Source organism: Streptomyces panacea (genome assembly GCF_040560175.1).
Lineage (GTDB): Bacteria > Actinomycetota > Actinomycetes > Streptomycetales > Streptomycetaceae > Streptomyces > Streptomyces panacea.
On the sequence record NZ_JARJHW010000109.1, the window covers coordinates 1 to 24,831 of the forward strand.

Consider the following 24,831-nt stretch of genomic DNA (forward strand, 5'->3'; position numbering starts at 1 on the left):
CCCCTACCGCGCCCGTACCACCCGCCGCTCGTCCCACACCGGCTCCACCGACTCCCGCACGACCCCGTCCGACCCGAAGACCAGATACCGGTCGAAGGACCGCGCGAACCACCGGTCGTGCGTCACCGCCAGCACCGTCCCGTCGTACACCTCCAGCCCGTCCTGCAGCGCCTCCGCCGACTCCAGGTCCAGGTTGTCCGTCGGCTCGTCCAGCAGCAGCGCCGTCGTCCCGCGCAGCTCCAGCAGCAGGATCTGGAAGCGCGCCTGCTGCCCGCCCGACAGCTTGTCGAACGGCTGGTCCCCCTGCCGCTCCAGCTCGTACCGCCGCAGCACGCTCATCGCGCCGCCCCGGTCCTTCGCGTGCTCGGTCCACAGGATGTCGACCAGCGTCCGCCCCAGCAGCTCCGGATGCGCGTGCGTCTGCGCGAAGTGGCCGGCCACGACCCGCGCGCCCAGCTTCCACTCCCCGCTGTGCGCGACCGACGGGTCCCCCGCGAGCAGCCGCAGGAAGTGCGACTTCCCCGAGCCGTTCGACCCGAGGACCGCCACCCGCTCGCCGTAGTAGATCTCCAGCGAGAACGGCTTCATCAGGCCGGTCAGCTCCAGGTTCTCGCAGGTCACCGCCCGTACGCCGGTCCGGCCGCCCTTGAGCCGCATGGTGATCTCCTGCTCGCGCGGCGGCTCCGGCGGCGGGCCCGCGTCCTCGAACCGCTTGAAGCGCGTCTGCATCGCCCGGTAGCGCGACGCCATGTCGGGGCTGATGGCCGCCTGCTGCCGCAGCCGCAGCACCAGTGCCTTCAGCCGCGCGTGCTCCTCGTCCCAGCGCCGCTTCAGCTCCTCGAAGCGCGCGAAGCGCTCCTTGCGGGCCTGGTGGTACGTACCGAACCCACCACCGTGCACCCATACGTCCGAGCCGGCCGGACTCGGCTCCACACTGACGATCTTCTCCGCCGCCCTGGCCAGCAGCTCCCGGTCGTGGGAGACGAACAACACAGTCTTACGGGTCTCCTTGAGCCGCTCCTCGAGCCAGCGCTTCCCGGGCACGTCCAGGTAGTTGTCCGGCTCGTCGAGCAGCAGGACCTCGTCGGGCCCGCGCAGCAGCGCCTCCAGCACCAGCCGCTTCTGCTCGCCGCCCGAGAGCGTGGTCAGCGCCCGGAACTGCGCCTTCTCGTACGGGACACCCAGCGCGGCCGTCGTGCACATGTCCCAGAGCGTCTCGGCCTCGTACCCGCGTGCCTCGGCCCAGTCGCTGAGCGCCTGCGCGTACCGCATCTGCGCGGCCTCGTCGTCGACCGTCATGATCAGGTGCTCGGCCTCGTCCACCGCGCGGGCCGCCTCGCGGATCCGCGGCTGCGCGACCGAGACGAGCAGGTCACGGACCGTACGGTCGTCGCGCACCGAGCCCACGAACTGCGACATGACGCCGAGCCCGCCGCTGACCGTCACCGTGCCGCCGTGCGGCTGGAGCTCCCCGGCGATCAGCCGCAGGAGCGTCGTCTTACCGGCGCCGTTGGCTCCCACGAGCGCCACGACGGCGCCCTCACCCACCCGGAACGAGGCATCGCCGAGAAGCACCCGTCCGTCCGGTAGGTAGTACTCCAGGTGCCCTGCCTCTAGATGTCCCATGCTTCGCATTGTCACGGCCAGGACCCCACTCTCCCAACCAATTTCCGTTCCCGTCCCCGAACCGGAACCCGCTCCGCGCGGTTTAAACTCCGGCCATGAGCTTTGGTCAAGGGGGGCCTTACGGGTCACCCCCACAAGGGCCGTACGGATCACGGGACCCGCAGGGGCAGACACCGGACTGGGCCGCGCTCGCCGACGCCTCGGCACAGCGGGCCCGCCGCAGGCGGTGGATGCTGATAGGCGGCGGCGCGCTCGCGACGGCCGCCGTCGCGGCGATCGTCGCGACCGCCGTCGTGTCCATGAACGGCGACGGCGGCGACCGGGCCGGCGACAAGAACGCGAGCGACCTGCCCGCCCCGCCCGACCTGCCCAGCGAGAGCGCCGATCCCGAGCCGTCCTTCTCCGACGCCGTGCCGCTGCCGCCGCCGAACCCGAAGGACTTCATCTCCACCGAGGACAAGGACACGGCGCCGCTCAGCGCCGACACCCTCTTCCCGGAGGCGAAGCTGACGATGGGCGACCGCGTCTACGCGAAGGGCCCGACGAACCGCACCACGAACTGCGCGGGCGCGACCCAGGGCGCCCTCGGCTCGATCCTCGCCGCCAACACCTGCGACCAGGTCATCCGCGCCACGTACACCCGGGACGGCACGGCGGTGACCGTCGGCGTGGCCGTCTTCTCCACCGAGACGCAGGCGCTGAAGGCGAAGAAGGAGGCGAGCGGCGGGCTGGCCTCGCTCTCCGGCTCGGGTGTCCCGACCTTCTGCCGGGGCGGCACGATCTGCCGCAAGACCACCAACTCCGTCGGCCGGTACGTCTACTTCACCGTCGGCGGCTTCACCAACGGCAAGAACGTCGTGAAGGGCGACCAGGACGTCTTCGACACCGGTGACGACGTCGCCGAGTTCACCTTCCTCCAGATCCGCCGTCGCGGCGAGGCTCAGGCGTCAGCAGCAGCCACCGCACCCGTCGACGAGTGAGACGGCTCCGGCAGCGCCGCCGGCAGCCGGCAGGGTCCGCTTGTTGCGGGCCAGCCGGTTGCGCGCGGCGAGCTGGTCGTCGGCCGGGTAGCCGACCTCCTCCAGGGTGAGACCGTGCGGCCGTACGACATGGACGGCCGAGTCCCGCACCCCGGCGGCCAGCACCTTCGCCGGCCACTCCACGGGCCGGTGCCCGTCGCCCACGAACAGCAGGGCGCCGACGAGCGAGCGCACCATGTTGTGGCAGAAGGCGTCGGCCCGCACGGTCGCGGTGACGACGCCGTGCGCGTCCCGCTCCCACTCCAGCCGCTGGAGCGTGCGGATCGTCGTCGCGCCCTCGCGCCTCTTGCAGTACGCGGCGAAGTCGTGCTCCCCGAGCAGCCCGGCCGACGCCGCGTTCATCGCGTCCACGTCCAGCGTCCAGTCGTGCCACAGGACATGGCTGCGCAGCAGCGGGTCGACGCCGCCGGGATCGTCGGTGACGCGGTAGGCGTAGCGCCGCCAGATCGCCGAGAAACGGGCGTTGAAGCCCGGCGGAGCCTCCTCGGCCCGCCACACCCTCACGTCGTGCGCCAGACGCCCCGCGAGGCGCCTCAGCAGCCTCTCCCGGTGCTCGGCCCACAGCTCGACCGGCAGATCGACGTGCGCGACCTGTCCGCGCGCGTGTACGCCCGCGTCCGTGCGCCCCGCGACGGTCAGGTCGTACGTCCGCGCGGACCGCGTCACGACCTTCAGGGCGTCCTCGATGTCCCCCTGGACGGTCCGCCGGGTGGCCTGCCGCGCCCAGCCGGAGAAGTCCTTCCCGTCGTAACTCAGATCGAGCCGCACCCGTACGAACCCGGGCGCCGCACCCTCGATGTCCTCACTCACCCGCAGCTCCTCTTCGAACGGAACGGGCCCGCACCGCCCCTACGGGGTGATGCGGGCCCGTCCTGCGACCTGGAAAATACGGTCAGGCGTCCTTGGACTCGTCCTTGGACTCCGCCTCGACCGGCTTGGCGTCCTCGACGGGAGCGTCCTCCGTGGAGGCCGCCTCCTTCTTGAGGGCGTCTTCCTTGACGGCGCGCTTCGTCGCGGCCTCGGCCTCACCGGTGGCCTTCTGCGCCACGGTCAGGGCCTCGACCAGCTCGATGACCGCCATCGGGGCGTTGTCGCCACGACGGGGGCCGATCTTGGTGATGCGGGTGTAGCCACCGGGGCGGTTCTCGTACCGCGGAGCGATCTCGGTGAAGAGCGTGTGGACGATGCTCTTGTCCGTGATCGTCCGAAGAACGATGCGACGGTTGTGGATGTCGCCGTTCTTCGCCTTGGTGACCAGACGCTCGGCGACCGGACGCAGGCGGCGGGCCTTGGCCTCGGTCGTCGTGATCTTGCCGTGCTCGAACAGCGCCTTCGCGAGGTTCGCGAGAAGCAGCCGCTCGTGCGCGGCGCTGCCGCCCAGACGGGCGCCCTTGGCGGGCTTCGGCATGGTGTTACTCCTTCATATCTGCACCGGCCGTATCAGGTACCGGTGTCAGTTCCCCGCGGACGGTCGTCCACGGAAAGGCTTCAGTACTGCTCGGTCTCCACGAACCCGGCGTCCGCGTCGTCGTCCGCGCCGAACGCGTCCGCCGCGGCGGTCGGGTCGAATCCGGGCGGGCTGTCCTTGAGCGCGAGGCCCATGCCGGCCAGCTTCGCCTTGACCTCGTCGATCGACTTGGCGCCGAAGTTGCGGATGTCGAGCAGGTCCGCCTCGGACCGCGCCACCAGCTCACCCACGGAGTGGATGCCCTCGCGCTTGAGGCAGTTGTACGACCGAACGGTGAGCTCGAGCTCCTCGATCGGCAGGGCGAGATCGGCGGCGAGCGCCGCGTCCGTCGGCGACGGCCCCATGTCGATGCCCTCGGCGTCGATGTTGAGCTCGCGCGCCAGACCGAACAGCTCGACCAGCGTCTTACCGGCGGACGCCATGGCGTCGCGGGGGCGCATGGCCTGCTTGGTCTCGACGTCGACGATCAGCTTGTCGAAGTCGGTGCGCTGCTCGACACGGGTCGCCTCGACCTTGTACGTGACCTTGAGCACCGGCGAGTAGATGGAGTCGACCGGAATACGGCCGATCTCCTGGCCCACCTGCTTGTTCTGGACGGCGGAGACGTAGCCGCGACCGCGCTCGACGGTCAGCTCCATCTCCAGCTTGCCCTTGCCGTTCAGCGTCGCCAGGACGAGGTCCGGGTTGTGGACCTCGACACCGGCCGGGGGCGCGATGTCGGCGGCGGTGACCAGGCCGGGGCCCTGCTTGCGCAGGTACATCACGACCGGCTCGTCGTGCTCCGAGGAGACGACCAGCTGCTTGATGTTCAGGATGAGGTCGGTGACGTCCTCCTTGACGCCCGGCACGGTGGTGAACTCGTGCAGGACCCCGTCGATCCGGATGCTGGTGACAGCGGCACCGGGGATCGAGGAGAGGAGCGTACGACGCAGGGAGTTACCGAGCGTGTAGCCGAAACCCGGCTCCAGGGGCTCGATCACGAACCGCGAGCGGTATTCGTCGACGACCTCTTCGGTCAGCGACGGACGCTGAGCGATAAGCATGGAAAATGCCTCCAGTCTTGGCACCCACTATTTGATGCCAACAGGAACAAGGGTACGGGCGGTACGGAGCCGAGGCCCCGTACCGCCCGAGATCCGCACCCTCAGGGGGTGCGAAAGATCAAACGCGGCGACGCTTCGGGGGGCGGCAGCCGTTGTGCGGGGTGGGGGTGACGTCCTGGATCGAACCCACCTCCAGGCCGGTGGCCTGGAGCGAGCGGATCGCGGTCTCACGGCCGGAGCCGGGACCCTTGACGAAGACGTCGACCTTGCGCATGCCGTGCTCCTGCGCGCGGCGGGCGGCCGACTCGGCGGCCATCTGCGCGGCGAAGGGGGTGGACTTGCGCGAGCCCTTGAAGCCGACGTGGCCGGCGGAGGCCCAGGAGATCACGTTGCCCGAGGGGTCCGTGATCGAGACGATGGTGTTGTTGAACGTGCTCTTGATGTGGGCGTGCCCATGAGCGACGTTCTTCTTTTCCTTGCGGCGCACCTTCTTGGCAGCGCCCTGACGACCCTTGGGGGGCATCTATTACTCCTACGGGAGGTGGTCGGTCCTACAGCGAAGACCGCTGATGAGCGTCCGCTGAGGACTACTTCTTGCCCGGCTTCTTCTTGCCGGCGATGGCGCGACGCGGACCCTTGCGGGTACGTGCGTTCGTGCTCGTGCGCTGGCCGTGGACCGGCAGGCCGCGACGGTGGCGCAGACCCTGGTAGCAGCCGATCTCCACCTTGCGGCGGATGTCGGCCTGGATCTCGCGACGGAGGTCACCCTCGGTCTTGAGATTGATGTCCACGTACTCGCGGAGCTTGACGAGGTCTTCCTCGGCAAGGTCGCGGACGCGGACGTTGGGGTCCACGCCGGTGGCGGCGAGGGTCTCCTTGGACCGGGTGCGCCCGATGCCGAAGACATAGGTGAGGGCGACCTCGACGCGCTTTTCGCGCGGGAGGTCAACGCCTGCGAGGCGTGCCATGCATGGCTCCAGTGTGATTTCGGAGGTCTTCCGCAGTGACTTTCCCGGACGACGTGCTCTCTCCGGGTCCCCGGCCTCCGCCGGAGGTGTCGGCGCCATCAGCTGATGCGGATGACGTCGGACACTGCGTATATACGTGTTCGCTCGCGTCGCGCGAAGTACTGCGAGATGCAGGGGGGTCGTACGTCAGCCCTGGCGCTGCTTGTGGCGCAGGTTGTCGCAGATGACCATGACCCGACCGTGACGGCGGATCACCTTGCACTTGTCGCAGATCTTCTTGACGCTCGGCTTGACCTTCATGGTGTGAGGTTCTCCGGGTCAGTGCCGGCACCCCGGAAGCGGGGTGAGGCAAGATCTACTTGTATCGGTAGACGATCCGGCCACGCGTCAGGTCGTAGGGAGACAGCTCCACCACTACCCGGTCATCGGGAAGGATACGGATGTAGTGCATCCGCATCTTGCCGCTGATGTGCGCGAGGACCTTGTGACCGTTCTGGAGCTCCACCTTGAACATTGCGTTCGGGAGAGACTCGATCACGGTGCCCTCAATTTCGATGGCACCTTGCTTCTTGGCCACGCTTCGCCCTTCGAATCGGCTACCTTGATCGATTCTGGACCCCCGTATGTGGACACACGGGTACACCAGAGCCGACGCGTCAGTCTACGGCAGGGCCCTCGAAAAGACGAATCCGTGGAGTTTGCCCACCCTCGTAGATCGTCAACCCCCAGATCCCCCGAACGGGCCCGGCCGCATCGTCACGCCAACGGATCCGGCGCCGCCGTCACGCCCAGCTCCGCCAGCTTCGCCTTACCCCCGTCGACCGCCGTCAGGACCAGGGGGCCGGCCTCCGTCAGCGCGACCGAGTGCTCCCAGTGGGAGGACCAGGTGCCGTCGGTCGTGATGACCGTCCAGTCGTCGGCCAGGACCTCGGTGTGCGGTGTGCCGAGTGACACCATCGGCTCGATCGCCAGGCAGAAGCCGGGGATCAGCTTCGGGCCCTTGCCGCGCTTGCGCGCGACGTAGTTCAGCAGGTGCGGGTCCATGTGCATCTCGGAGCCGATGCCGTGGCCGCCGTAGTCCTCGACGATGCCGTACTTGCCGCCGCCGGGCTTCGGCTGGCGGCGGATGTACGTCTCGATCGCCCGCGAGACGTCGACCAGCCGGGCGCCGAGGCGCATCGCGGCGATCCCCGCCCACATCGACTCCTCCGTCACGCGGGAGAGTTCGATCAGCTCCGGTGCGTGACCACCGCCGACGAACGCCGTGAAGGCCGCGTCGCCGTGCCAGCCGTCCACGATCGCGCCGGCGTCGACCGAGATGATGTCGCCGTCCTTCAGTACGGTCTTGGTGTCCGGGATCCCGTGCACCACCACCTCGTTGACCGAGGTGCAGATCGTCGCGGGGAACCCGCCGTAACCAAGGAAGTTGGGCTTCGCGCCGTGGTCCGCGAGGACCTTGCGCGCCACCTCGTCCAGGTCCTTCGTGGTGGCGCCGGGCACCGCGGCCTCGCCGGTGGCCGCGTGGATCGCGGCGACGACCAGCCCCGCCTCACGCATCTTCGCGATCTGCTCGGGGGTCTTGATCTCCACCATGACGGCGGCCTGCCTCACTCGGTCGATGAAAGGTTGTCCCGGTGGCGTCCGCACCGGGACATCTACGGTAGTCACCCGGACAGCAGTACGGCCGTGGTGCCCCAAGGGGCGCCCCGGCCGTATCACTGTGCCGTACTGTGTCGTGCTGTTCGCGCCGGTTGGTGCGGTCGCGCCGTGCCTTGTGGTGAACCGGACCTACGCGGCCCGGCCACCCTCCAGAGCCGCCATCGCGCGCCGGGTCACCTCGGCGACCTTGCCGAGCGCGGAGATGGTGACCACGAGGCCCTGCTCCCGGTAGTGGTCGATGATCGGCTCGGTCTGCGTGTGGTAGACCTCCAGCCGCGTGCGGACCGTCTCCTCGGAGTCGTCGTCCCGCTGGTACAGCTCGCCGCCGCACTCGTCACACACACCCTGCTTCTTCGGCGGGCTGTACGTGACGTGGAAGACGTGCGAGCTGTCGTTGCGGCAGATGCGCCGACCGGCGATCCGCTTGACCACCTCGTCCTCGTCGACCTCCAGGTCCAGCACGGCGTCCAGGTGCAACCCCTCGGCCGTGAGCGCCTTGTCGAGCGCTTCGGCCTGGAAGACGTTGCGGGGAAAGCCGTCCAGAAGGAAGCCGTTCGCGGCGTCCGGCTGACCCATCCGGTCCTGCGCCATCGCGATGGTGACCTCGTCGGGAACCAGGTTCCCGGCGTCCATGTAGCTCTTCGCCTGCTTGCCGAGGTCGGTGCCCTGGCTGATGTTGGCGCGGAAGAGGTCACCTGTCGAGATGTGCGGAATGGAGAGGTTCGTGGCGAGGTACGCAGCCTGCGTTCCCTTGCCGGCACCGGGCGGTCCGACGAGGACGATTCGCATCAGCGGAGGAACCCTTCGTAATTACGCTGCTGGAGCTGGCTCTCGATCTGCTTCACGGTCTCCAGACCCACACCCACGATGATCAGGATGCTCGTCCCGCCGAACGGGAAGTTCTGGTTCGCGCCACCGAAGCCTGCCAACGCCATCGTTGGGACGAGAGCGATCAACCCCAAGTACAGCGAGCCCGGCCAAGTGATCCGGTTGAGTACGTAACTCAGATACTCGGCAGTAGGTCGACCTGCCCGGATGCCCGGGATGAAGCCACCATACTTCTTCATGTTGTCCGCGACTTCTTCGGGGTTGAACGTGATGGCCACGTAGAAGAAGGCGAAGAACACGACCAGCACGAAGTAGGTCGCGATGTAGTACGGATGGTCGCCCTTGATGAAGTGCGCTTCGATCCACGTCTTCCAGCCGGACTGCGAACTGGAGAACTGCGCGATCAGCGCCGGGATGTAGAGCAGCGACGACGCGAAGATGACGGGGATCACACCCGCCTGGTTGACCTTCAGCGGGATGTACGTGGACGTACCGCCGTAGGACCTGCGGCCGATCATCCGCTTCGCGTACTGAACGGGGATCCGGCGCTGCGCCTGCTCGACGAAGACGACCAGTCCCACCATCACGAAGCCGATGAGAATGACCGTGCCGAACTCGATCCAGCCCTGAGCGAGCTTGCCGCTCTCCTTGATGGCCCACAGCGCACCGGGGAAACCGGCGGCGATCGAGATGAACATCAGGATGGACATGCCGTTGCCGATGCCCTTGTCGGTGATCATCTCGCCGAGCCACATGACGGCGGCCGTACCGGCGGTCATCGTGATGACCATCGTGACGGTGATGAAGATCGACTGGTCCGGAACGATCTCCGAGGCGACCGGGCAGCCGCTGAAGAGCGCGCCGCTGCGGGCGGTTGCCACCAGACCGGTGCCCTGGAGCACCGCGAGGGCGACCGTCAGGTATCGGGTGTACTGAGTGATCTTGGCCTGGCCGGACTGCCCTTCCTTCTTGAGGGCTTCGAGTCGGGGGATGACCACGGTCAGCAGCTGCAGGATGATGCTTGCCGTGATGTACGGCATGATGCCGAGCGCGAAGATCGTAATCTGCAGCAGCGCTCCGCCGCTGAACATGTTCACCAGCCCGAACAGGCTGTTATTGCCCTTCTGCGCTGCGTCGACGCACGTCTGCACATTCTCGTAGCTGACGCCCGGTACGGGAATGTGCGCCCCGAACCGGTACAGCACGATGATGAACAGCGTGAAGAGCAGCTTCTTGCGCAGGTCGGGCGTCTTGAACGCCCGGGCGAACGCGGTGAGCACGGTGCCTCCTGCGACCCCCGCGCTCGCGCGTCAAGGGTGACGGTCTTGAGGATCGACAGATACATATCAGGCAAAAAGCCACGCGACCACCCCTGCGGAGAGTCCGCGTGGCTCGGGGTCCGGGGGCGGACCCCCGGGTTCAATACAGCAACAGTGCACGCCACCTTACCGGCGTACCTGCCCCCCTAGGAACGACCAACCGGGGATGCCCCTTATGAGAGGCATCCCCGGTTGGGTGTTCAGTCCATCAACTTGTCCGAGTCGTCTCAGACGAGCTCAGTGACGGAGCCGCCGGCGGCGGCAATCTTCTCCTTGGCGGAGCCGGAAGCGGCGTCAACCGAAACCGTCAGCGCTACGGAGATCTCGCCCTGGCCCAGGACCTTGACGAGGCTGTTCTTGCGGACCGCACCCTTGTCGACCAGATCGGCCACCGTGACGTCGCCACCCTGCGGGTAGAGCTCGGCCAACTTGTCCAGGTTCACGACCTGGAACTCGGTACGGAACGGGTTCTTGAAGCCCTTGAGCTTCGGGAGACGCATGTGGAGGGGCATCTGCCCGCCCTCGAAGCGCTCCGGAACCTGGTAACGGGCCTTGGTGCCCTTGGTGCCACGACCCGCGGTCTTGCCCTTGGACGCCTCGCCACGGCCCACACGGGTCTTGGCGGTCTTGGCTCCGGGGGCAGGACGGAGGTTGTGGACCTTCAGCGGCTTCTGCTCCGCCATGTCAGTCGACCTCCTCAACCGTCACGAGGTGCCGCACGGTGTTCGCCATGCCGCGGAACTCGGGACGATCATCCTTGACAACCACGTCGTTGAGCCGCTTGAGGCCCAGCGAACGAAGGGTGTCGCGGTGGTTCTGCTTGCTGCCGATGTACGACTTCGTCTGCGTGATCTTGAGACGGGCCATTACGCACCCGCTCCCGCACGCGCACGAAGCAGAGCCGCGGGGGCGACGTCCTCGAGGGGCAGACCGCGGCGGGCCGCGATCTCCTCGGGACGCTGCAGACCCTGGAGGGCCGCCACGGTCGCGTGCACGATGTTGATCGGGTTCGACGAACCGAGCGACTTCGACAGGATGTCGTGGACGCCGGCGCACTCGAGCACCGCACGCACCGGGCCACCGGCGATGACGCCGGTACCGGGGGAAGCGGGCTTGAGCAGGACGACGCCCGCCGCCTTCTCACCCTGGATCGGGTGCGGGATGGTGCCCTGGATACGGGGAACCTTGAAGAAGTGCTTCTTGGCCTCCTCAACACCCTTGGCGATGGCGGCCGGCACCTCCTTGGCCTTGCCGTAACCGACACCGACGGTGCCGTCACCGTCGCCCACCACGACCAGCGCGGTGAAGCTGAAGCGACGACCACCCTTTACGACCTTGGCAACGCGGTTGATCGCGACGACACGCTCGACGTACGCGGTCTTCTCGGCGGCAGCGCCACCGTCACGGCCCTTCCGGTCCCGCCGCTCGCCGCCACCGGCACCGCTTCCGCGGCGCTGGGGTCCAGCCATTGGATTTACCTCTCTCTGTTACGTCCGCTAGCTCCGGAACCGGGGCTTAGAACTTCAGCCCGGCTTCACGGGCGGCGTCAGCCAGAGCGGCAATCCGCCCGGCGTACTGGTTGCCACCACGGTCGAACACGACAGCCTCGACGCCGGCGGCCTTGGCGCGCTCGGCGACCAGGGCACCGACCTGCTGTGCCTGGGCGCTCTTGTCGCCCTCGCCACCGCGGATCGACGTGTCCAGGCTCGACGCCGAAGCGAGCGTGTGGCCCGCGATGTCGTCGATGACCTGAGCCACCATGTGGCGGTTGGAACGCGTCACAACGAGGCGGGGGCGCGCAACCGTGCCCGAGACCTTCTTGCGTACGCGGATGTGACGGCGCTTGATGGCAGCGGCCTTGTAGGCCTTGCCCTTGGCGATCTTTACACCGTATGCCATGGCTACTTACCCGCCTTTCCGACCTTGCGGCGGATGACCTCGCCGGCGTACTTGACGCCCTTGGCCTTGTACGGGTCGGGCTTCCGCAGCTTGCGGATGTTCGCCGCGACCTCGCCGACCTTCTGCTTGTCGATGCCCTCGACACTGAGCTTCGTCGGGGACTCGACCTTGAAGGTGATGCCCTCAGGGGCCTCGACGACGATCGGGTGGCTGTATCCGAGCGCGAACTCCAGGTTGGAGCCCTTCGCCTGGACGCGGTAACCGACACCGCTGATTTCGAGCGCCTTGGTGTATCCCTGGGTCACACCGGTGATCATGTTCGCCACCAGCGTGCGGGACAGGCCGTGCAGGGCCTTGTTCTGACGCTCGTCGTTCGGACGCAGCACCTTGAGGGTGCCGTCATCGTCCTTGGAGACCTCGATCGGCGCTGCGACGGTGTGCGAGAGGGAACCCTTGGGGCCCTTCACCGCGACCGTACGGCCGTCGATGGTGACGTCCACACCGGTGGGAACCTGGATGGGGAGCTTGCCGATTCGCGACATGAGCTTTTCCTCCGTTCCCGACTACCAGACGTAGGCGAGGACTTCCCCACCTACGCCCTTCTTGCCTGCCTGCTGGCCGGTCAGAAGACCGTGGGACGTGGAGATGATCGCCACGCCCAGGCCGCCGAGCACCTTGGGCAGGTTGGTGGACTTGGCATACACGCGCAGACCCGGCTTCGAGATGCGCTTGATGCCGGCGATCGAACGCTCGCGGTTCGGGCCGAACTTCAGCTCGAGAGTCAGCTTCTTGCCGACCTCGGCGTCCTCGACCTTCCAGCCGGTGATGAAGCCCTCCTGCTGGAGGATTTCCGCGATGTGCGACTTGATCTTGCTGTGCGGCATCTCGACATCGTCGTGGTACGCCGAGTTCGCGTTACGCAGACGCGTCAGCATGTCTGCGATGGGATCAGTCATGGTCATGAATTGGCCTTCGGCCTCTCTCGCCGGGGTTTCCTGTATGCGCCATCCCTCTCCCCACTCAGTGGCGGGACGGGTGCGGTGCGGGGACCTACGGCGTAGTAAGTCGTTAAGGGCGACGGACGCCCAACCCTCCAAGCCTACGGCATGGAGAGGAGGGCTTCCGCCGACCAGATACTTACCGAGAGCTCTGGTTGGTTCCTTACTTCAACTCAAGGCTGAAGCAGCGGAATTACCAGGAGCTCTTGGTGACGCCCGGCAGCTCGCCGCGGTGTGCCATCTCACGAAGGCAGACACGGCAGAGGCCGAACTTGCGGTAGACGGAGTGGGGACGCCCGCAGCGCTGGCAGCGGGTGTAACCGCGCACGCCGAACTTCGGCTTGCGGGCGGCCTTAGCGATCAGAGCCTTCTTCGCCACGGTCAGTTCTCCTTGAACGGGAAGCCGAGGTGACGAAGGAGGGCACGACCCTCGTCGTCGTTGGTCGCCGTGGTGACCACGGTGATGTCCATGCCCCGGACCCGGTCGATCTTGTCCTGGTCGATCTCGTGGAACATGACCTGCTCCGTGAGACCGAAGGTGTAGTTGCCACGGCCGTCGAACTGCTTGGGCGACAGGCCGCGGAAGTCACGGATACGCGGCAGCGCGAGCGACAGCGTACGGTCCAGGAACTCCCACATGCGGTCACCGCGGAGGGTGACGTGGCAGCCGATCGGCTGCCCCTCGCGCAGCTTGAACTGCGCGATCGACTTGCGGGCCTTGGTCACGGCCGGCTTCTGGCCGGTGATCGTGGTGAGGTCCTTGATGGCACCCTCGATCAGCTTGGAGTCGCGGGCGGCGTCGCCCACACCCATGTTGACCACGATCTTGACGAGACCGGGGACCTGCATGACGTTCTCCAGGGAGAACTCCTCACGCAGCTTGCCGGCGATCTCCTCGCGGTAGCGCAGCTTCAGACGCGGCGCGGTTGTGGTCGTCATCAGATGTCCTCACCGGTCCGCTTGGCAACGCGGATCTTGTTGCCCTCGTCGTCAAAGCGGTAGCCGACGCGGGTGACGACCTTCTTGCCGTCCTTCTCCACGACCAGCTGAACATTGCTGATGTGAACAGGGGCTTCGGTCGTCACGATGCCGCCGGTCTGCGAACCACGCGCGGTCTGGCCGGCCTTGGTGTGCTTCTTGACCCGGTTGACACCCTCGACGAGGACGCGGTTCTGCGTGGGGATGGCCTGAATGACCTTGCCCTGCTTGCCCTTGTCCTTACCGGTGATGACCTGAACCAGGTCGCCCTTCTTGATCTTCATGCTTACAGCACCTCCGGCGCGAGCGAGATGATCTTCATGAACTTCTTCTCGCGCAGCTCACGGCCTACCGGGCCGAAGATACGGGTGCCACGAGGGTCGCCGTCGTTCTTCAGAATGACGGCGGCGTTCTCGTCGAAGCGGATGTACGAGCCGTCCTGGCGGCGGCGTTCCTTCACGGTGCGAACGATGACCGCCTTGATGACGTCACCCTTCTTCACGTTGCCACCGGGGATCGCGTCCTTGACGGTGGCGACGATGACGTCACCGATGCCCGCGTAGCGGCGACCCGAGCCACCGAGAACACGGATGCAAAGGATCTCCTTGGCACCAGTGTTGTCGGCGACACGCAGTCGCGACTCCTGCTGGATCACGTCTATCTCCTGATCGTCTGCCGGTTCCCGGCGGGGTCCGTCCGTTTAGGGGCGGACCCCACCGAGCCTGGCGGAACTACTCCTAGGGAATGCCCTGGGAGGGATTACTTGGCCTTCTCAAGGATCTCGACGATGCGCCAGCGCTTCGTCGCGGACAGCGGCCGTGTCTCCATGAGGAGGACACGGTCGCCGATCCCGGCGGCGTTCTGCTCGTCGTGCGCCTTGAGCTTGTTCGTACGGCGGATGACCTTGCCGTACAGCGCGTGCTTCACGCGGTCCTCGACAGCGACGACGACGGTCTTGTCCATCTTGTCGCTGACGACGAGACCCTCGCGGGTCTTGCGGAAGCCGCGCTCGCTCTTCGCGGTCGTCTCAGTCACATTGCTCTCAGTCATCAGGCGCTCTCCACCGTCTCGATGCCCAGCTCGCGCTCACGCATCAGGGTGTAGATCCGCGCGATGTCCTTCCGGACCAGCTTGAGCCGGCCGTGGTTCTCGAGCTGACCGGTCGCCGCCTGGAAGCGGAGGTTGAACAGCTCTTCCTTGGCCTCGCGAAGCTTGTCGACAAGCTCCTCGCTACCCAGTTCACGCAGCTCGGACGCCTTGGTAACGGCCGCCATCACGACTCACCTGCCTCGCGCCGAACGATGCGGCACTTCATCGGAAGCTTGTGGGCGGCGCGGGTGAGCGCCTCCTTGGCAACCTTCTCGTTCGGGTAGGACAGCTCGAACATCACCCGACCGGGCTTGACGTTCGCGATCCACCACTCGGGAGAACCCTTACCGGAACCCATGCGGGTCTCGGCGGGCTTCTTCGTCAGGGGACGGTCCGGATAAATGTTGATCCAGACCTTGCCGCCACGCTTGATGTGGCGGGTCATCGCGATACGAGCGGCCTCGATCTGACGGTTCGTCACGTATGCCGGGGTCAGCGCCTGGATGCCGTACTCGCCGAACGCAACCTGCGTGCCACCCTTGGACATTCCGCTGCGCTTCGGGTGGTGCTGCTTGCGGTGCTTGACCCTACGGGGGATCAGCATTTCGGTCAGGCCTCCGTTCCGCCGGTAGAAGTGGGCGCGGCCTCCGCGGCCGGAGCAGCCGTCGCGTCGGCCTTGGGGGCCTCGGCGCCGGGAGCCTGCTGCGGCTTGCGGCCACCGCGACCGCCACGCTCGCCACCGCGGCCACCGCGGCCGGCGGGACGGTCGTTGCCGCCACCACGGGCCGGACGGTTGCCCGCGCGCGCCGCGGCGTTCTCGGCGCGCACCTCGGCGATGTTCTTGACGTCGCCCTTGTAGATCCAGACCTTCACGCCGATACGGCCGAAGGTCGTCTTGGCCTCGAAGAAGCCGTAGTCGACGTTGGCACGGAGCGTGTGCAGGGGCACGCGGCCCTCGCGGTAGAACTCCGAGCGCGACATCTCGGCGCCGCCGAGGCGGCCACCGCACTGGATCTTGATGCCCTTGGCGCCGGCCTTCATCGTCGACTGCATGCTCTTACGCATGGCGCGACGGAAGGAGACACGCGAGGACAGCTGCTCGGCGACGGCCTGGGCCACCAGCTGAGCGTCCACCTCGGGGTTCTTGACCTCAAGGATGTTCAGCTGGACCTGCTTGCCGGTCAGCTTCTCCAGCTCGCCGCGGATACGGTCGGCCTCGGCGCCGCGGCGGCCGATGACGATGCCCGGACGTGCGGTGTGGATGTCCACGCGGACGCGGTCACGGGTGCGCTCGATCTCCACCTTCGAGATACCGGCACGCTCCATCCCCTTCGTCATCATGCGACGAATGGAGACGTCTTCCTTGACGTAGTCCGCGTACAGCTTGTCGGCGTACCAACGGGACTTGAAGTCCGTGGTGATGCCGAGCCGGAACCCATGCGGGTTAACCTTCTGGCCCATTACCGGGTTCCTTCCTTGCTGCTGAGGACCACGGTGATGTGGCTGGTCCGCTTACGGATCCGGTACGCACGCCCCTGGGCGCGCGGCCGGAACCGCTTGAGGGTCGGACCCTCGTCCACGTACGCCTCGCTGATGACCAGCGAAGTGGCGTCGGAGTGGTCGTAGTTGTGCGCGGCGTTGGCAATGGCGCTGTCAAGCACCTTGCCGACCGGCACGCTCGCGGCCTGCGGGGCGAAACGCAGGACCGCCTGAGCCTCCGTGGCATCCATGCCACGGATGAGGTCCACCACGCGGCGGGCCTTCATGGGCGTGACGCGGATGTACCGCGCCTGGGCCCTGGCTTCCATGGTTGTCCCTTCGGTGTGAGTCATAGTCGTTTCCACCCCGCGTTAGCGGCGCTTCGACTTCCGGTCGTCCTTGACGTGGCCGCGGAAGGTGCGAGTCGGCGAGAACTCGCCGAGCTTGTGGCCGACCATCGACTCGGTGACGAACACCGGGACATGGATCTTGCCGTTGTGCACCGCGATGGTGTGGCCCAGCATTGCCGGGATGATCATCGAGCGACGGGACCAGGTCTTGATGACGGTTTTGGTGCCAGCTTCGTTCTGGACATCCACCTTCTTGATGAGGTGGCCGTCGACGAAGGGCCCCTTCTTGAGACTGCGCGGCATCTAAACCCGCTCCTAGCGCTTCTTGTTCGTCTTGCGGCGGCGGACGATGTACTTGTTGCTCGCCTTCTTCGGCGAACGCGTACGACCTTCCTTCTGACCCCACGGGCTGACCGGGTGGCGACCACCTGAAGTCTTGCCCTCACCACCACCGTGCGGGTGGTCAACGGGGTTCATGGCGACACCGCGGACGGTCGGGCGGACGCCCTTCCAGCGCATACGGCCGGCCTTGCCCCAGTTGATGTTCGACTGCTCGGCGTTGCCGACCTCGCCGATGGTGGCGCGGCAGCGGACGTCGACCAGCCGGATCTCTCCGGACGGCATACGAAGGTGGGCCATGGAGCCCTCCTTCGCCAGCAGCTGTACGGAAGTGCCCGCGGAACGGGCGAACTTCGCGCCGCCGCCGGGACGCAGCTCGATGGCGTGGATGGTCGTACCGACCGGGATGTTGCGCAGCGCCAGGTTGTTGCCGGGCTTGATGTCGGCGGACGGGCCGTTCTCGACACGGCTGCCCTGCGTCAGACCACGCGGCGCGAGAATGTAGCGCTTCTCGCCGTCCGCGTAGTGCAGGAGCGCGATGCGCGCGGTGCGGTTCGGGTCGTACTCGATGTGCGCGACCTTGGCCGGCACGCCGTCCTTGTCGTGACGACGGAAGTCGATCAGACGGAAGGCACGCTTGTGTCCACCACCCTGGTGGCGAACGGTCACACGACCGGCGTTGTTACGGCCGCCCTTGCTGTGCAGGGGGCGGACCAGCGACTTCTCCGGCGTGGACCGCGTGATCTCTACGAAGTCGGCGACGCTGGAGCCACGACGGCCCGGGGTCGTCGGCTTGTACTTGCGGATACCCATTTCTCAGTCCTCGGAATATTCCGGACTTCGATTCGATCCGACTCCCGTTAGGAAGTCGGGCCGCCGAAGATGTCGATACGGTCGCCCTCGGCGAGGGTCACGATGGCGCGCTTGGTGTCCGAGCGCTTGCCGAAACCGGTGCGGGTGCGCTTGCGCTTGCCCTGCCGGTTGATCGTGTTGACCCCGGTGACCTTGACCGAGAAGACCGCCTCGACGGCCTGCTTGATCTGGGTCTTGTTGGAGCCGGGCGCGACGATGAACGTGTACTTGTTCTCGTCGAGCAGCGCGTAGCTCTTCTCGGACACCACGGGCTTGACGAGAACGTCACGCGGGTCCGTGAAGGTCTTGCTGGTGATCTCGGCCATCAGGCTTCGCTCCCCTCGGTGTCGGCAGTCTGTCGCGCAGCCCCGCCGGACACGAAGGACTCGAAGGCGGCCTTGGTGAAGACCACGTCGTCGGAGACAAGCACGTCGTACGTGTTGAGCTGTCCCGGGTCCAGCAGGTGGACCTCGGGGAGGTTGCGCGCGGACAGCCACGCGGCCTCGTCGCTCCGCTCGACGACCAGGAGCACGTGCTTGCGCTCACTGACCTTGCCGAGCAGGGACTTGGCGGCCTTGGTGGACGCCGCGCCCTCGACCACGTCGGTGACGACGTGGATACGAGCGTTGCGGGCCCGGTCCGAGAGGGCACCGCGCAGGGCGGCGACCTTCATCTTCTTCGGGGTCCGCTGCGAGTAGTCACGCGGGGTGGGGCCGTGTACGACGCCACCGCCGGCGAACTGCGGCGCACGGGTCGAACCCTGACGGGCGCGGCCGGTGCCCTTCTGGCGGTAAGGCTTCTTGCCACCACCACGGACCTCGCCACGGCGCTTGACCTTGTGCGTGCCCTGACGGGCGGCGGCCAGCTGCGCGACGACGACCTGGTGGATCAGCGGGATGCTGACCTTGGCGTCGAAGATCTCGGCCGGGAGCTCAACGGTCCCGGACTTGTCGCCCGAGGGCGACACGATGTCAATGGTGCTGCTCATGGCTTCAGGCCCCCTTCGCCGCGGTGCGGACCAGGACGAGGCCGCCGTTCGGACCAGGAACCGCACCCTTGATCAGGATGAGGCCCTTCTCCGCGTCAACGGCGTGAACGGTCAGGTTCTGGGTGGTGACCCGCTCGTTGCCCATACGGCCGGCCATCCGCATGCCCTTGAACACGCGGCCCGGGGTGGCACAGCCACCGATGGAGCCGGGAGAGCGGTGCTTGCGCTGAGTTCCGTGACCGGCGCCGAGGCCCTTGAAGTTGTGACGCTTCATGACACCGGCGAAGCCCTTGCCCTTGCTCTTGCCCGTGACGTCCACGCGGACGCCGGACTCGAACACAGCGGCGGTGACCTCCTGGCCGAGCGTGTACTCGGACGCGTCGGAGGTGCGGAGCTCCACCAGGTGGCGGCGGGGGGTCACGTCGGCCTTGGCGAAGTGGCCCTTGAGGGGCTTGTTCACCTTGCGCGGGTCGATTTCGCCGAAGGCGATCTGGACCGACTCGTAGCCGTCGGAGTCATTCGTACGGACCTGGGTTACAACGCAGGGTCCGGCCTTGACCACGGTTACCGGGACGACACGGTTGTTCTCGTCCCAGACCTGGGTCATGCCGAGCTTCTCGCCCAGGACACCCTTGATCTGCTTTGCCATCTCTTCCGCGCCTCTCAGAGCTTGATCTCGATGTCAACGCCGGCCGGAAGGTCCAGGCGCATCAACGAGTCAACGGTCTTGGGCGTCGGGTCGAGGATGTCGATCAGGCGCTTGTGTGTGCGCATCTCGAAGTGCTCGCGCGAGTCCTTGTACTTGTGCGGCGACTTGATGACGCAGTACACGTTCTTCTCAGTGGGCAGCGGCACCGGGCCCGCGACCGACGCACCAGTGCGAGTCACCGTCTCGACGATCTTCTTCGCCGAAGAGTCGATGACCTCGTGGTCGTAGGCCTTGAGCCGGATGCGGATCTTCTGTCCCGCCATGGCTACTCAGTAGTCCTGTCTCTCGAAACGCTCTGGACCCGATTGGGCTGTGCACCGCCGACTGCGCCGCGCACCGTTCTCTCCGACCCACGCGGTCGGGCGTGTCGCATTCCCTCTACGTAGATATCCCGAAGGATTTCCCTGCCAAGGGGTGCGGGCCCGAAGACCGCGAGTCCGGGGACGAACGCCCACCGGGTGCCTGGCCGGTACCCCGCTGACACTTCCCAGAAGATTCCCGTACGTCCGCCCCAGCGCTGCCGTGAGAGGCAGATGTGGCGACGAGTACTGTGGGACTCGCTTCCGGTCCTCCCGACGGGAGACGCGCAGCATCGGCACTCAACCGAGCAACCTGTGCAGTGTGCCATATGGCCCGGAGCCCTGGCCAATCGCGGCCGGAGAGCGTACCCCACGGGGTGAGAGACGAATCCTGGGGCTGACGCGGGGCACGCTCGGAACATGGACGGAGTCCCCCGAACAGGAGGACACTGGTACATGGAGGTGCATCATGCGCAAAGTAGTCGACTGCCGGGACATGCCGAGCGAGACGAACTGCACCCTCGCCATCACCGGCGAGGAGGATGAGGTCGTCCGCGCCGCGAGCGAACACGCGGCATCGGTGCACGGCCACGAGAACACGGCGGAACTGCGGGCCCAGATCCGGTCCAATCTGAAGGACGAGATGCCGCAGCACGCCTGAGATGCCGCTCGGCGCCCTGCCGCGTAGGCCACGAAGCCGGCCCACGCGGCGGAGCGACGCCCGCAGCTCCGGACGCGCCGTTCGGCATCTCAGTCTCCGACGAGTAGCCCCCCCGGCGGGGGCGGAGAGCATCCGGTGGGCGGCTGCGAGACGTGTTGCGCCGGATCTACGCGTTCGACGGGGTCAGCGGGACTCGGGCCACGTTGGTGCTGGAGACCTTCTTCGAGCGGCCCGTCTCCCCACGTATCACCGATAAGGACAGAACTCGCGCGACACCGGCCGGTGTCGACCGGCCGTGATCCCTCCCTGCCCGTCATGACGGCGCTCGGGACCAGCGCCGACGCCGTGACGGACAGCGCCCACCAGAAGGACGTGCCGAACGCACCCCGCGACCTGGACGCTGTCTCCCGCCGCCTGCTGGAGGACCACGGCCGGCACCGCCGTACCGACGGAGGCGCCGGTGCGGCGTCAGTTCGGTGTCGGTACGTCGCCGCCCCGCGCCCACGCGACGTCCACGTCGCTCAGACCGCGGCCCCACCGTTCCACGATCCCCGCGAGCGCCGCCGCGTCCGGGGGGTCCGCGCCGAGGCCGATCACGTACCGGACGTGATCCCGGTCCGTCGCGTACGGACGCGGCCAGGCGTGCGCGTCCCGCACCCCGGCCGCTTCGAGCGCGGTGAGGAGCGCGCGTACGCGCCCCCGGAACCGCCCCTGGGTGTCGGGGCGCCGCGTGTCCACCGTCGCCACCGCCCAGGCGGCGTGCCTGCGGTGCAGGGGCGGGGGCGCCGACAGCGCGGCGTGCACGGGGCCGCCGGTCTCCAGGAGTTCCCAGGCCCGGTACAGCTCCTGGACCAGCAGGTCTCGGTGGCCGGGGCCGACCTGTTCCGTGCAGCTGCGGAACGGTTCGGTCGGGGTCAGGACAGTGACGGGGGCGCCAACTCCCGCACCGGATGCGCCCCTTGCGAGGTCGACGGGTACGCGCCAGTCCCAGGCCGCCCAGGTCCCGAAGAAGTGTCTGAGCAGGTCGTCACCGACGAGGCTCCCGGCCTCGCGCGTCGTGCGCGCCGCCAGCACCGCCCAGGCCAGGCCGGGCAGCCCTCCAAACGGAGCCGAGTCCAGCCCACGCGCTCCGGCCCACGCCTTCACGTCCCTCGCGAGCCGGGCGAAGGCGTCGTGGCGATCGCCGACCGCGTCGCGCACGGCCGCCGCGTCACTCACCGCGCTCAGCGCGACGGCCGCCGCCTCGCCCAGCTCGGTACGTCGGTCCACAGCCTGCGTCGGCGGCATCGAACCGGTCGCGACCACGGCCAGGTCGACGCCCAACTCGCCCACCGTGAACCGGAGTCCGGGTACGCGTGCGCCGACCACCTCCCGTACGTGGGACACGGGCAGCGCGGCGCTCACCCGGCGCCGTAGCTCGCCCATGTCCACCGTCTCGCCCGGCAGCGCCGCCACCAGGTCAAGGTCCGCCCCGGCGGACGCGCAGCCCATGCGGCGGGAGCCCGCGACATGTACCGCGCCTTCGGCGAAGGTGCGGGCGAGAAGTCGCGCGGTGTCGTCAGCGTCGTCAGCGGGCCTGCGCGCGGCCAGCGTCTCCTCCGGCAGCCAGCTGATCTCCCCCGTCCCGAGCGCGACCGTCGCCCGTACGCGCATCGGCTCGTCACCCCTGCGCGACAGCAGCACCAACTCCCCCACAGCAGAAGACACTTCGCCGAGCCGGGCCTCGATCCCCACCGCGGCCCGCCGCGGGTCCCGGCTCCGCCCCAGGGTCAGATGCGGCGTGAAGCCCTCCGCCCTCCGCCCACCGCAGCGCGGAAACCGCTGTTCCAGCGCCCTCCGAAGCCCCGCCCACTCCGCGGCGTCCCCATCAGAGCCGTCCGCCGCCGGGTCGAGCCAGAGCGTGGCGTCCTCGCGGTGCCCGAAGGTGTGTACGCCGGCCAGCCGCGCCGTGAAGGGCGCGGTCTCGGCGGCGGCAGCGCCGACCAGTGGGGCCGCGCGCTCGAAGTCGGACTCGGGGACGAAGCCGAAGAGCACGTTCACATGCGGCGGCCAGCGGTCGACCTGCGGATCGTGCTCCCGCCGTACGGCCTGGAGGGGGGCCCACAGCTCGTGGGCCGGTATCCAGGCGACGGCGGTACGAGCGGTGGCGGCCACGTCGAGCGTGTCCACGGATACGCCCGCCGCCCCGACACCGATCTCCGCCTCCACCCCGTAGTGGTCGGAGATGTAGAGCCCGCTCGCGTCCGGGGCGTCCCCGCGCAGCGCGGCCCCGGCCACCACCCGGCTCCCGCGCAGCAGCACCCGGTCGAGGCGCGCGGCGCGGCCCGACAGCGAAGCCACCGCCGCCAGCGGATTGGTGACCGGATCGAACGTGGGCGTGCGGTCCTCGGAGCCGTACACCTCGCTCCAGGCGTCACGCAGCCCGAGCGCGGCGGCCGGTCCCCCGGCCCCACCGGCGCCGTCGTTGAAGTCGCCCAACAGGATCAGGTCGGCGTCGATGCCGCCCAGCCCTTCGGCGAGGGCGGCCAGTTCGTTACGCCGCCGGGCCGCCCCGTCCTTTGAGTGGTCGCTGCTCAGGTGGGTGGCGGCGACGACGAGCGGTCCCGAAGCCGTCTCCAGGGTCAGCGCGGTGACGGCCTTGTGCGGGGCGAGGACATGGTGCCCCGCCTCGCGTACGGGCAGCCGGCTGAGGAGCAGCAGCCCGTTGTCGTCCACGCCGCGCCCGTCCGGGTCGCTGCCGACGGTGTAACCCGCCCGCACCCAGGGCGCGTTCAGCAACATCACCAGCAGCTCACGCTCGACCTCCTGGAGCGCGATGACGTCGGCGTCCGACTCCTCCAGGGCGGCGAGCAGCAGGGGGCGCCGCGCGGCGGTGTGGACGCGGTCGCTGTCGTAGCGGTCCCAGAGGGTGTTCCAGGTCAGGACGCGCAGCGTGGCGGAGGCGGCCGGCGGTCCGCCCTCGGCGGGCCGCCATCCTTCGGGGCCGTACGCGTACGGCTTACCGGCCGTGAAGAACGGCGCCCGCAGCAGCCGGGGCCGACGCACCCGCCCGGCGTCCGTGGCGTCGATCCGGTCGACGCCCGTGGCCCGGTCCCAGACCACCTCGCCGTCCGCCTCCACGAACAGCACGCGGTGCCAGGGGATGTCACCGCCGGGCACGAACGCGGGCAGCGGGACGCGCCCCGGGCTCGTACCGCGCCGGCTGACGCCGAGGACGAAGCGCGCCGGATCGAAGCGCGGGTCCCAGCGCACCTGGTGGTACAGCTGATCGCTGGTCCGCATCAGTCCTCCCCCCGCACGCTGTCCATGTCCTCGATGCCGCCGCCCGCCCCCACGTACCACGTCCGGTGCGCGTCCCCCGGATACGGCGGTACGAAGCGGTGCAGCTGTCCCGCGAGTACGCCGGGCGGCACCGGGTGCGGCCGTACACCGTTACGTCTGACCAGCTCCGCCTCGTCCACGAGCAGCACGGCGTGCGTGACGAGCGCGTCCCGCCGCCGCGCCAACGCCCCTACGAGCGAACGCTGTTGGCGGTTGAGGGAGGTGGCGTCCCACACCACCGTCCCGCCTTGCGCGAGCGCCCTGCCGAGCCGGTCGAGGCCGTCCCGCAGGACGTCGCCGTTGTCCCGCTGCTCGGCGCGCGAGCCACGGGACTCCCGCAGCTCGTCGAGCGAGACCCGCGCCCCGACCCCCGTCAGTCCTCCTCCGAAGGTGCTCTTCCCGCTCCCCGACGGCCCGATCAGATGGATCAGCCGTGGGAAGTCCCCGGCCCGCCACCGCCAGGTCGCGGCCACCGCCTCCTCGACCGTGCTGAGGCGCCCCTCGGCCCAGAGGTCCCGCGCCTGCGCCCAGCACCGTTCGACGACGTCGGCGCCCAGCCCGTCCAGCGCGGCACGCAACCCGCGCCGCAGCGCCTCCAACGCCTCCCCGCCGTCGAGGAGCCCCGCGTCCTCGGCGTGCAGAGCGGACCACTCGACCTGCTCCCGCGCCTGGGCGTTCGGGGCGCGGGCGTGGGCGACGGCATGCAGCACCCCCAGGTCGGCGGCGACGGCCATCCGCGCGAGCCCGGCCCGGCGCGCCTCGTCGGGGAACGGCCGGTGCAACGCCCCGTGCAGACCCACCAGATCCGCGACCCGGCGCGCCTGCGCCATCCCGAGCGGCCCGGCGAGCGCGCCCGCGAGCCGCCCGCGCGGCACGTCGTGGAACAGCCCCGCGAGCACCCCGCCCAGCCGGTCGTCC

36 protein-coding genes are annotated in these 24,831 nt (G+C 68.3%); 2 read left to right on the forward strand and 34 right to left on the reverse strand.

What is annotated here, in order from left to right; translation table 11 throughout:
• Nucleotides 1-3: 3 nt before the first annotated feature.
• Complete coding sequence (locus P3L51_RS23370; RefSeq protein WP_354607249.1) at nucleotides 4-1,626, reverse strand: ABC-F family ATP-binding cassette domain-containing protein; 1,623 nt, start codon at nucleotides 1,624-1,626, stop codon at nucleotides 4-6.
• A 95-nt stretch (nucleotides 1,627-1,721) separates the two neighbouring features.
• On the opposite strand from P3L51_RS23370, the gene P3L51_RS23375 reads away from it, so the two are divergent.
• The gene (locus P3L51_RS23375) at nucleotides 1,722-2,606 is read left to right on the forward strand and encodes a hypothetical protein (RefSeq protein WP_354607250.1); all 885 of its coding nucleotides are present in this window, start codon (nucleotides 1,722-1,724) and stop codon (nucleotides 2,604-2,606) included.
• Here the strand turns inward: P3L51_RS23375 and truA are convergent.
• The 31 genes from truA to rpsJ all read right to left on the reverse strand — a co-directional run bounded on the left by truA (nucleotide 2,574) and on the right by rpsJ (nucleotide 19,895).
• Nucleotides 2,574-3,476 carry a tRNA pseudouridine(38-40) synthase TruA gene (truA, locus tag P3L51_RS23380; protein ID WP_354607251.1) on the reverse strand — a complete coding sequence of 301 codons (903 nt, stop codon included), beginning with the start codon at nucleotides 3,474-3,476 and terminating at the stop codon, nucleotides 2,574-2,576. The two genes, P3L51_RS23375 and truA, sit on opposite strands and share 33 nt — an antisense overlap.
• A gap of 82 nt (nucleotides 3,477-3,558) precedes the next feature.
• A complete protein-coding gene (gene rplQ, locus P3L51_RS23385) occupies nucleotides 3,559-4,074 on the reverse strand; it encodes a 50S ribosomal protein L17 (protein ID WP_354607252.1) in 516 nt (171 codons plus the stop codon).
• Between the two features lie 80 nt (nucleotides 4,075-4,154).
• Entirely contained in the window at nucleotides 4,155-5,177 is a 1,023-nt protein-coding gene (locus P3L51_RS23390; protein WP_003956430.1) for a DNA-directed RNA polymerase subunit alpha, read from the reverse strand.
• A gap of 118 nt (nucleotides 5,178-5,295) precedes the next feature.
• Nucleotides 5,296-5,700, reverse strand: a complete 405-nt coding sequence (gene rpsK / locus P3L51_RS23395; protein WP_003956432.1) for a 30S ribosomal protein S11 — start codon at nucleotides 5,698-5,700, stop codon at nucleotides 5,296-5,298.
• 64 nt (nucleotides 5,701-5,764) lie between these two features.
• Nucleotides 5,765-6,145, reverse strand: a complete 381-nt coding sequence (gene rpsM, locus P3L51_RS23400) for a 30S ribosomal protein S13 (RefSeq protein ID WP_078075534.1) — start codon at nucleotides 6,143-6,145, stop codon at nucleotides 5,765-5,767.
• 186 nt (nucleotides 6,146-6,331) lie between these two features.
• Nucleotides 6,332-6,445, reverse strand: coding sequence for a 50S ribosomal protein L36 (gene rpmJ, locus P3L51_RS23405; RefSeq protein WP_003956441.1), 114 nt, complete (start codon nucleotides 6,443-6,445; stop codon nucleotides 6,332-6,334).
• Between the two features lie 55 nt (nucleotides 6,446-6,500).
• The gene (gene infA, locus P3L51_RS23410) at nucleotides 6,501-6,722 is read right to left on the reverse strand and encodes a translation initiation factor IF-1 (RefSeq protein ID WP_003956442.1); all 222 of its coding nucleotides are present in this window, start codon (nucleotides 6,720-6,722) and stop codon (nucleotides 6,501-6,503) included.
• A gap of 179 nt (nucleotides 6,723-6,901) precedes the next feature.
• Nucleotides 6,902-7,738, reverse strand: a complete 837-nt coding sequence (gene map / locus P3L51_RS23415; RefSeq protein ID WP_354607264.1) for a type I methionyl aminopeptidase — start codon at nucleotides 7,736-7,738, stop codon at nucleotides 6,902-6,904.
• A 195-nt stretch (nucleotides 7,739-7,933) separates the two neighbouring features.
• Nucleotides 7,934-8,593 (reverse strand): adenylate kinase, encoded by a 660-nt coding sequence (locus tag P3L51_RS23420; protein ID WP_354607253.1) that lies wholly within the window; start codon nucleotides 8,591-8,593, stop codon nucleotides 7,934-7,936.
• A complete protein-coding gene (gene secY, locus P3L51_RS23425; protein ID WP_078075536.1) occupies nucleotides 8,593-9,912 on the reverse strand; it encodes a preprotein translocase subunit SecY in 1,320 nt (439 codons plus the stop codon). Before secY ends, P3L51_RS23420 begins: the two co-directional genes overlap by 1 nt.
• A gap of 266 nt (nucleotides 9,913-10,178) precedes the next feature.
• Nucleotides 10,179-10,634 carry a 50S ribosomal protein L15 gene (gene rplO, locus P3L51_RS23430; RefSeq protein WP_354607254.1) on the reverse strand — a complete coding sequence of 152 codons (456 nt, stop codon included), beginning with the start codon at nucleotides 10,632-10,634 and terminating at the stop codon, nucleotides 10,179-10,181.
• A 1-nt stretch (nucleotide 10,635) separates the two neighbouring features.
• On the reverse strand, nucleotides 10,636-10,818 hold the full coding sequence (gene rpmD, locus P3L51_RS23435; RefSeq protein ID WP_023539329.1) for a 50S ribosomal protein L30: 183 nt from the start codon (nucleotides 10,816-10,818) through the stop codon (nucleotides 10,636-10,638).
• Nucleotides 10,818-11,420, reverse strand: coding sequence for a 30S ribosomal protein S5 (rpsE, locus tag P3L51_RS23440; RefSeq protein ID WP_023539330.1), 603 nt, complete (start codon nucleotides 11,418-11,420; stop codon nucleotides 10,818-10,820). The genes rpmD and rpsE overlap by 1 nt, the downstream gene beginning before the upstream one ends.
• A 46-nt stretch (nucleotides 11,421-11,466) precedes the next feature.
• The gene (rplR, locus tag P3L51_RS23445) at nucleotides 11,467-11,850 is read right to left on the reverse strand and encodes a 50S ribosomal protein L18 (RefSeq protein ID WP_354607255.1); all 384 of its coding nucleotides are present in this window, start codon (nucleotides 11,848-11,850) and stop codon (nucleotides 11,467-11,469) included.
• Between the two features lie 2 nt (nucleotides 11,851-11,852).
• On the reverse strand, nucleotides 11,853-12,392 hold the full coding sequence (gene rplF / locus P3L51_RS23450) for a 50S ribosomal protein L6 (RefSeq protein ID WP_078075540.1): 540 nt from the start codon (nucleotides 12,390-12,392) through the stop codon (nucleotides 11,853-11,855).
• A gap of 21 nt (nucleotides 12,393-12,413) precedes the next feature.
• A complete protein-coding gene (gene rpsH, locus P3L51_RS23455) occupies nucleotides 12,414-12,812 on the reverse strand; it encodes a 30S ribosomal protein S8 (RefSeq protein ID WP_078075541.1) in 399 nt (132 codons plus the stop codon).
• A gap of 229 nt (nucleotides 12,813-13,041) precedes the next feature.
• Entirely contained in the window at nucleotides 13,042-13,227 is a 186-nt protein-coding gene (locus P3L51_RS23460) for a type Z 30S ribosomal protein S14 (protein ID WP_003948630.1), read from the reverse strand.
• A gap of 2 nt (nucleotides 13,228-13,229) precedes the next feature.
• Nucleotides 13,230-13,787 (reverse strand): 50S ribosomal protein L5, encoded by a 558-nt coding sequence (gene rplE, locus P3L51_RS23465; RefSeq protein WP_023539334.1) that lies wholly within the window; start codon nucleotides 13,785-13,787, stop codon nucleotides 13,230-13,232.
• A complete protein-coding gene (rplX, locus tag P3L51_RS23470) occupies nucleotides 13,787-14,110 on the reverse strand; it encodes a 50S ribosomal protein L24 (protein ID WP_354607256.1) in 324 nt (107 codons plus the stop codon). Before rplX ends, rplE begins: the two co-directional genes overlap by 1 nt.
• A 2-nt stretch (nucleotides 14,111-14,112) precedes the next feature.
• Nucleotides 14,113-14,481, reverse strand: coding sequence for a 50S ribosomal protein L14 (gene rplN, locus P3L51_RS23475; protein ID WP_023539336.1), 369 nt, complete (start codon nucleotides 14,479-14,481; stop codon nucleotides 14,113-14,115).
• A gap of 104 nt (nucleotides 14,482-14,585) precedes the next feature.
• The gene (rpsQ, locus tag P3L51_RS23480; protein WP_329383121.1) at nucleotides 14,586-14,876 is read right to left on the reverse strand and encodes a 30S ribosomal protein S17; all 291 of its coding nucleotides are present in this window, start codon (nucleotides 14,874-14,876) and stop codon (nucleotides 14,586-14,588) included.
• Nucleotides 14,876-15,100 (reverse strand): 50S ribosomal protein L29, encoded by a 225-nt coding sequence (gene rpmC / locus P3L51_RS23485; protein WP_354607257.1) that lies wholly within the window; start codon nucleotides 15,098-15,100, stop codon nucleotides 14,876-14,878. The genes rpsQ and rpmC overlap by 1 nt, the downstream gene beginning before the upstream one ends.
• On the reverse strand, nucleotides 15,100-15,519 hold the full coding sequence (rplP, locus tag P3L51_RS23490) for a 50S ribosomal protein L16 (protein ID WP_023539339.1): 420 nt from the start codon (nucleotides 15,517-15,519) through the stop codon (nucleotides 15,100-15,102). The genes rpmC and rplP overlap by 1 nt, the downstream gene beginning before the upstream one ends.
• Before the next feature lie 5 nt (nucleotides 15,520-15,524).
• Nucleotides 15,525-16,376 (reverse strand): 30S ribosomal protein S3, encoded by an 852-nt coding sequence (gene rpsC / locus P3L51_RS23495; protein WP_354607258.1) that lies wholly within the window; start codon nucleotides 16,374-16,376, stop codon nucleotides 15,525-15,527.
• Nucleotides 16,376-16,723: a 50S ribosomal protein L22 gene (rplV, locus tag P3L51_RS23500; protein WP_354607259.1), complete on the reverse strand. Its 348-nt coding sequence runs from the start codon at nucleotides 16,721-16,723 to the stop codon at nucleotides 16,376-16,378. Before rplV ends, rpsC begins: the two co-directional genes overlap by 1 nt.
• Nucleotides 16,724-16,765: 42 nt before the next feature.
• Entirely contained in the window at nucleotides 16,766-17,047 is a 282-nt protein-coding gene (rpsS, locus tag P3L51_RS23505) for a 30S ribosomal protein S19 (protein WP_112447747.1), read from the reverse strand.
• Nucleotides 17,048-17,059: 12 nt separating this feature from the next.
• Nucleotides 17,060-17,896 carry a 50S ribosomal protein L2 gene (gene rplB / locus P3L51_RS23510; protein WP_023539343.1) on the reverse strand — a complete coding sequence of 279 codons (837 nt, stop codon included), beginning with the start codon at nucleotides 17,894-17,896 and terminating at the stop codon, nucleotides 17,060-17,062.
• Nucleotides 17,897-17,943: 47 nt separating this feature from the next.
• Nucleotides 17,944-18,261, reverse strand: a complete 318-nt coding sequence (rplW, locus tag P3L51_RS23515) for a 50S ribosomal protein L23 (protein ID WP_078075546.1) — start codon at nucleotides 18,259-18,261, stop codon at nucleotides 17,944-17,946.
• Nucleotides 18,261-18,923, reverse strand: coding sequence for a 50S ribosomal protein L4 (gene rplD, locus P3L51_RS23520; RefSeq protein WP_354607260.1), 663 nt, complete (start codon nucleotides 18,921-18,923; stop codon nucleotides 18,261-18,263). Before rplD ends, rplW begins: the two co-directional genes overlap by 1 nt.
• A gap of 4 nt (nucleotides 18,924-18,927) precedes the next feature.
• Nucleotides 18,928-19,572, reverse strand: coding sequence for a 50S ribosomal protein L3 (gene rplC, locus P3L51_RS23525; protein WP_354607261.1), 645 nt, complete (start codon nucleotides 19,570-19,572; stop codon nucleotides 18,928-18,930).
• 14 nt (nucleotides 19,573-19,586) lie between these two features.
• Nucleotides 19,587-19,895 carry a 30S ribosomal protein S10 gene (gene rpsJ / locus P3L51_RS23530; protein ID WP_003948644.1) on the reverse strand — a complete coding sequence of 103 codons (309 nt, stop codon included), beginning with the start codon at nucleotides 19,893-19,895 and terminating at the stop codon, nucleotides 19,587-19,589.
• A gap of 505 nt (nucleotides 19,896-20,400) precedes the next feature.
• Here rpsJ and P3L51_RS23535 point away from each other — a divergent pair.
• Nucleotides 20,401-20,592, forward strand: a complete 192-nt coding sequence (locus tag P3L51_RS23535; protein ID WP_078079541.1) for a DUF1059 domain-containing protein — start codon at nucleotides 20,401-20,403, stop codon at nucleotides 20,590-20,592.
• Between the two features lie 468 nt (nucleotides 20,593-21,060).
• Here the strand turns inward: P3L51_RS23535 and P3L51_RS23545 are convergent, their stop codons facing one another.
• Together P3L51_RS23545 and P3L51_RS23550 are read right to left on the reverse strand one after the other, a co-directional pair.
• Nucleotides 21,061-23,874 (reverse strand): poly(A) polymerase, encoded by a 2,814-nt coding sequence (locus P3L51_RS23545; RefSeq protein ID WP_354607262.1) that lies wholly within the window; start codon nucleotides 23,872-23,874, stop codon nucleotides 21,061-21,063.
• Nucleotides 23,874-24,831, reverse strand: a 958-nt coding sequence (locus P3L51_RS23550; RefSeq protein ID WP_354607263.1) for an AAA family ATPase, incomplete at its 5' end; no start/stop codon positions are given. The genes P3L51_RS23545 and P3L51_RS23550, both read right to left, overlap by 1 nt.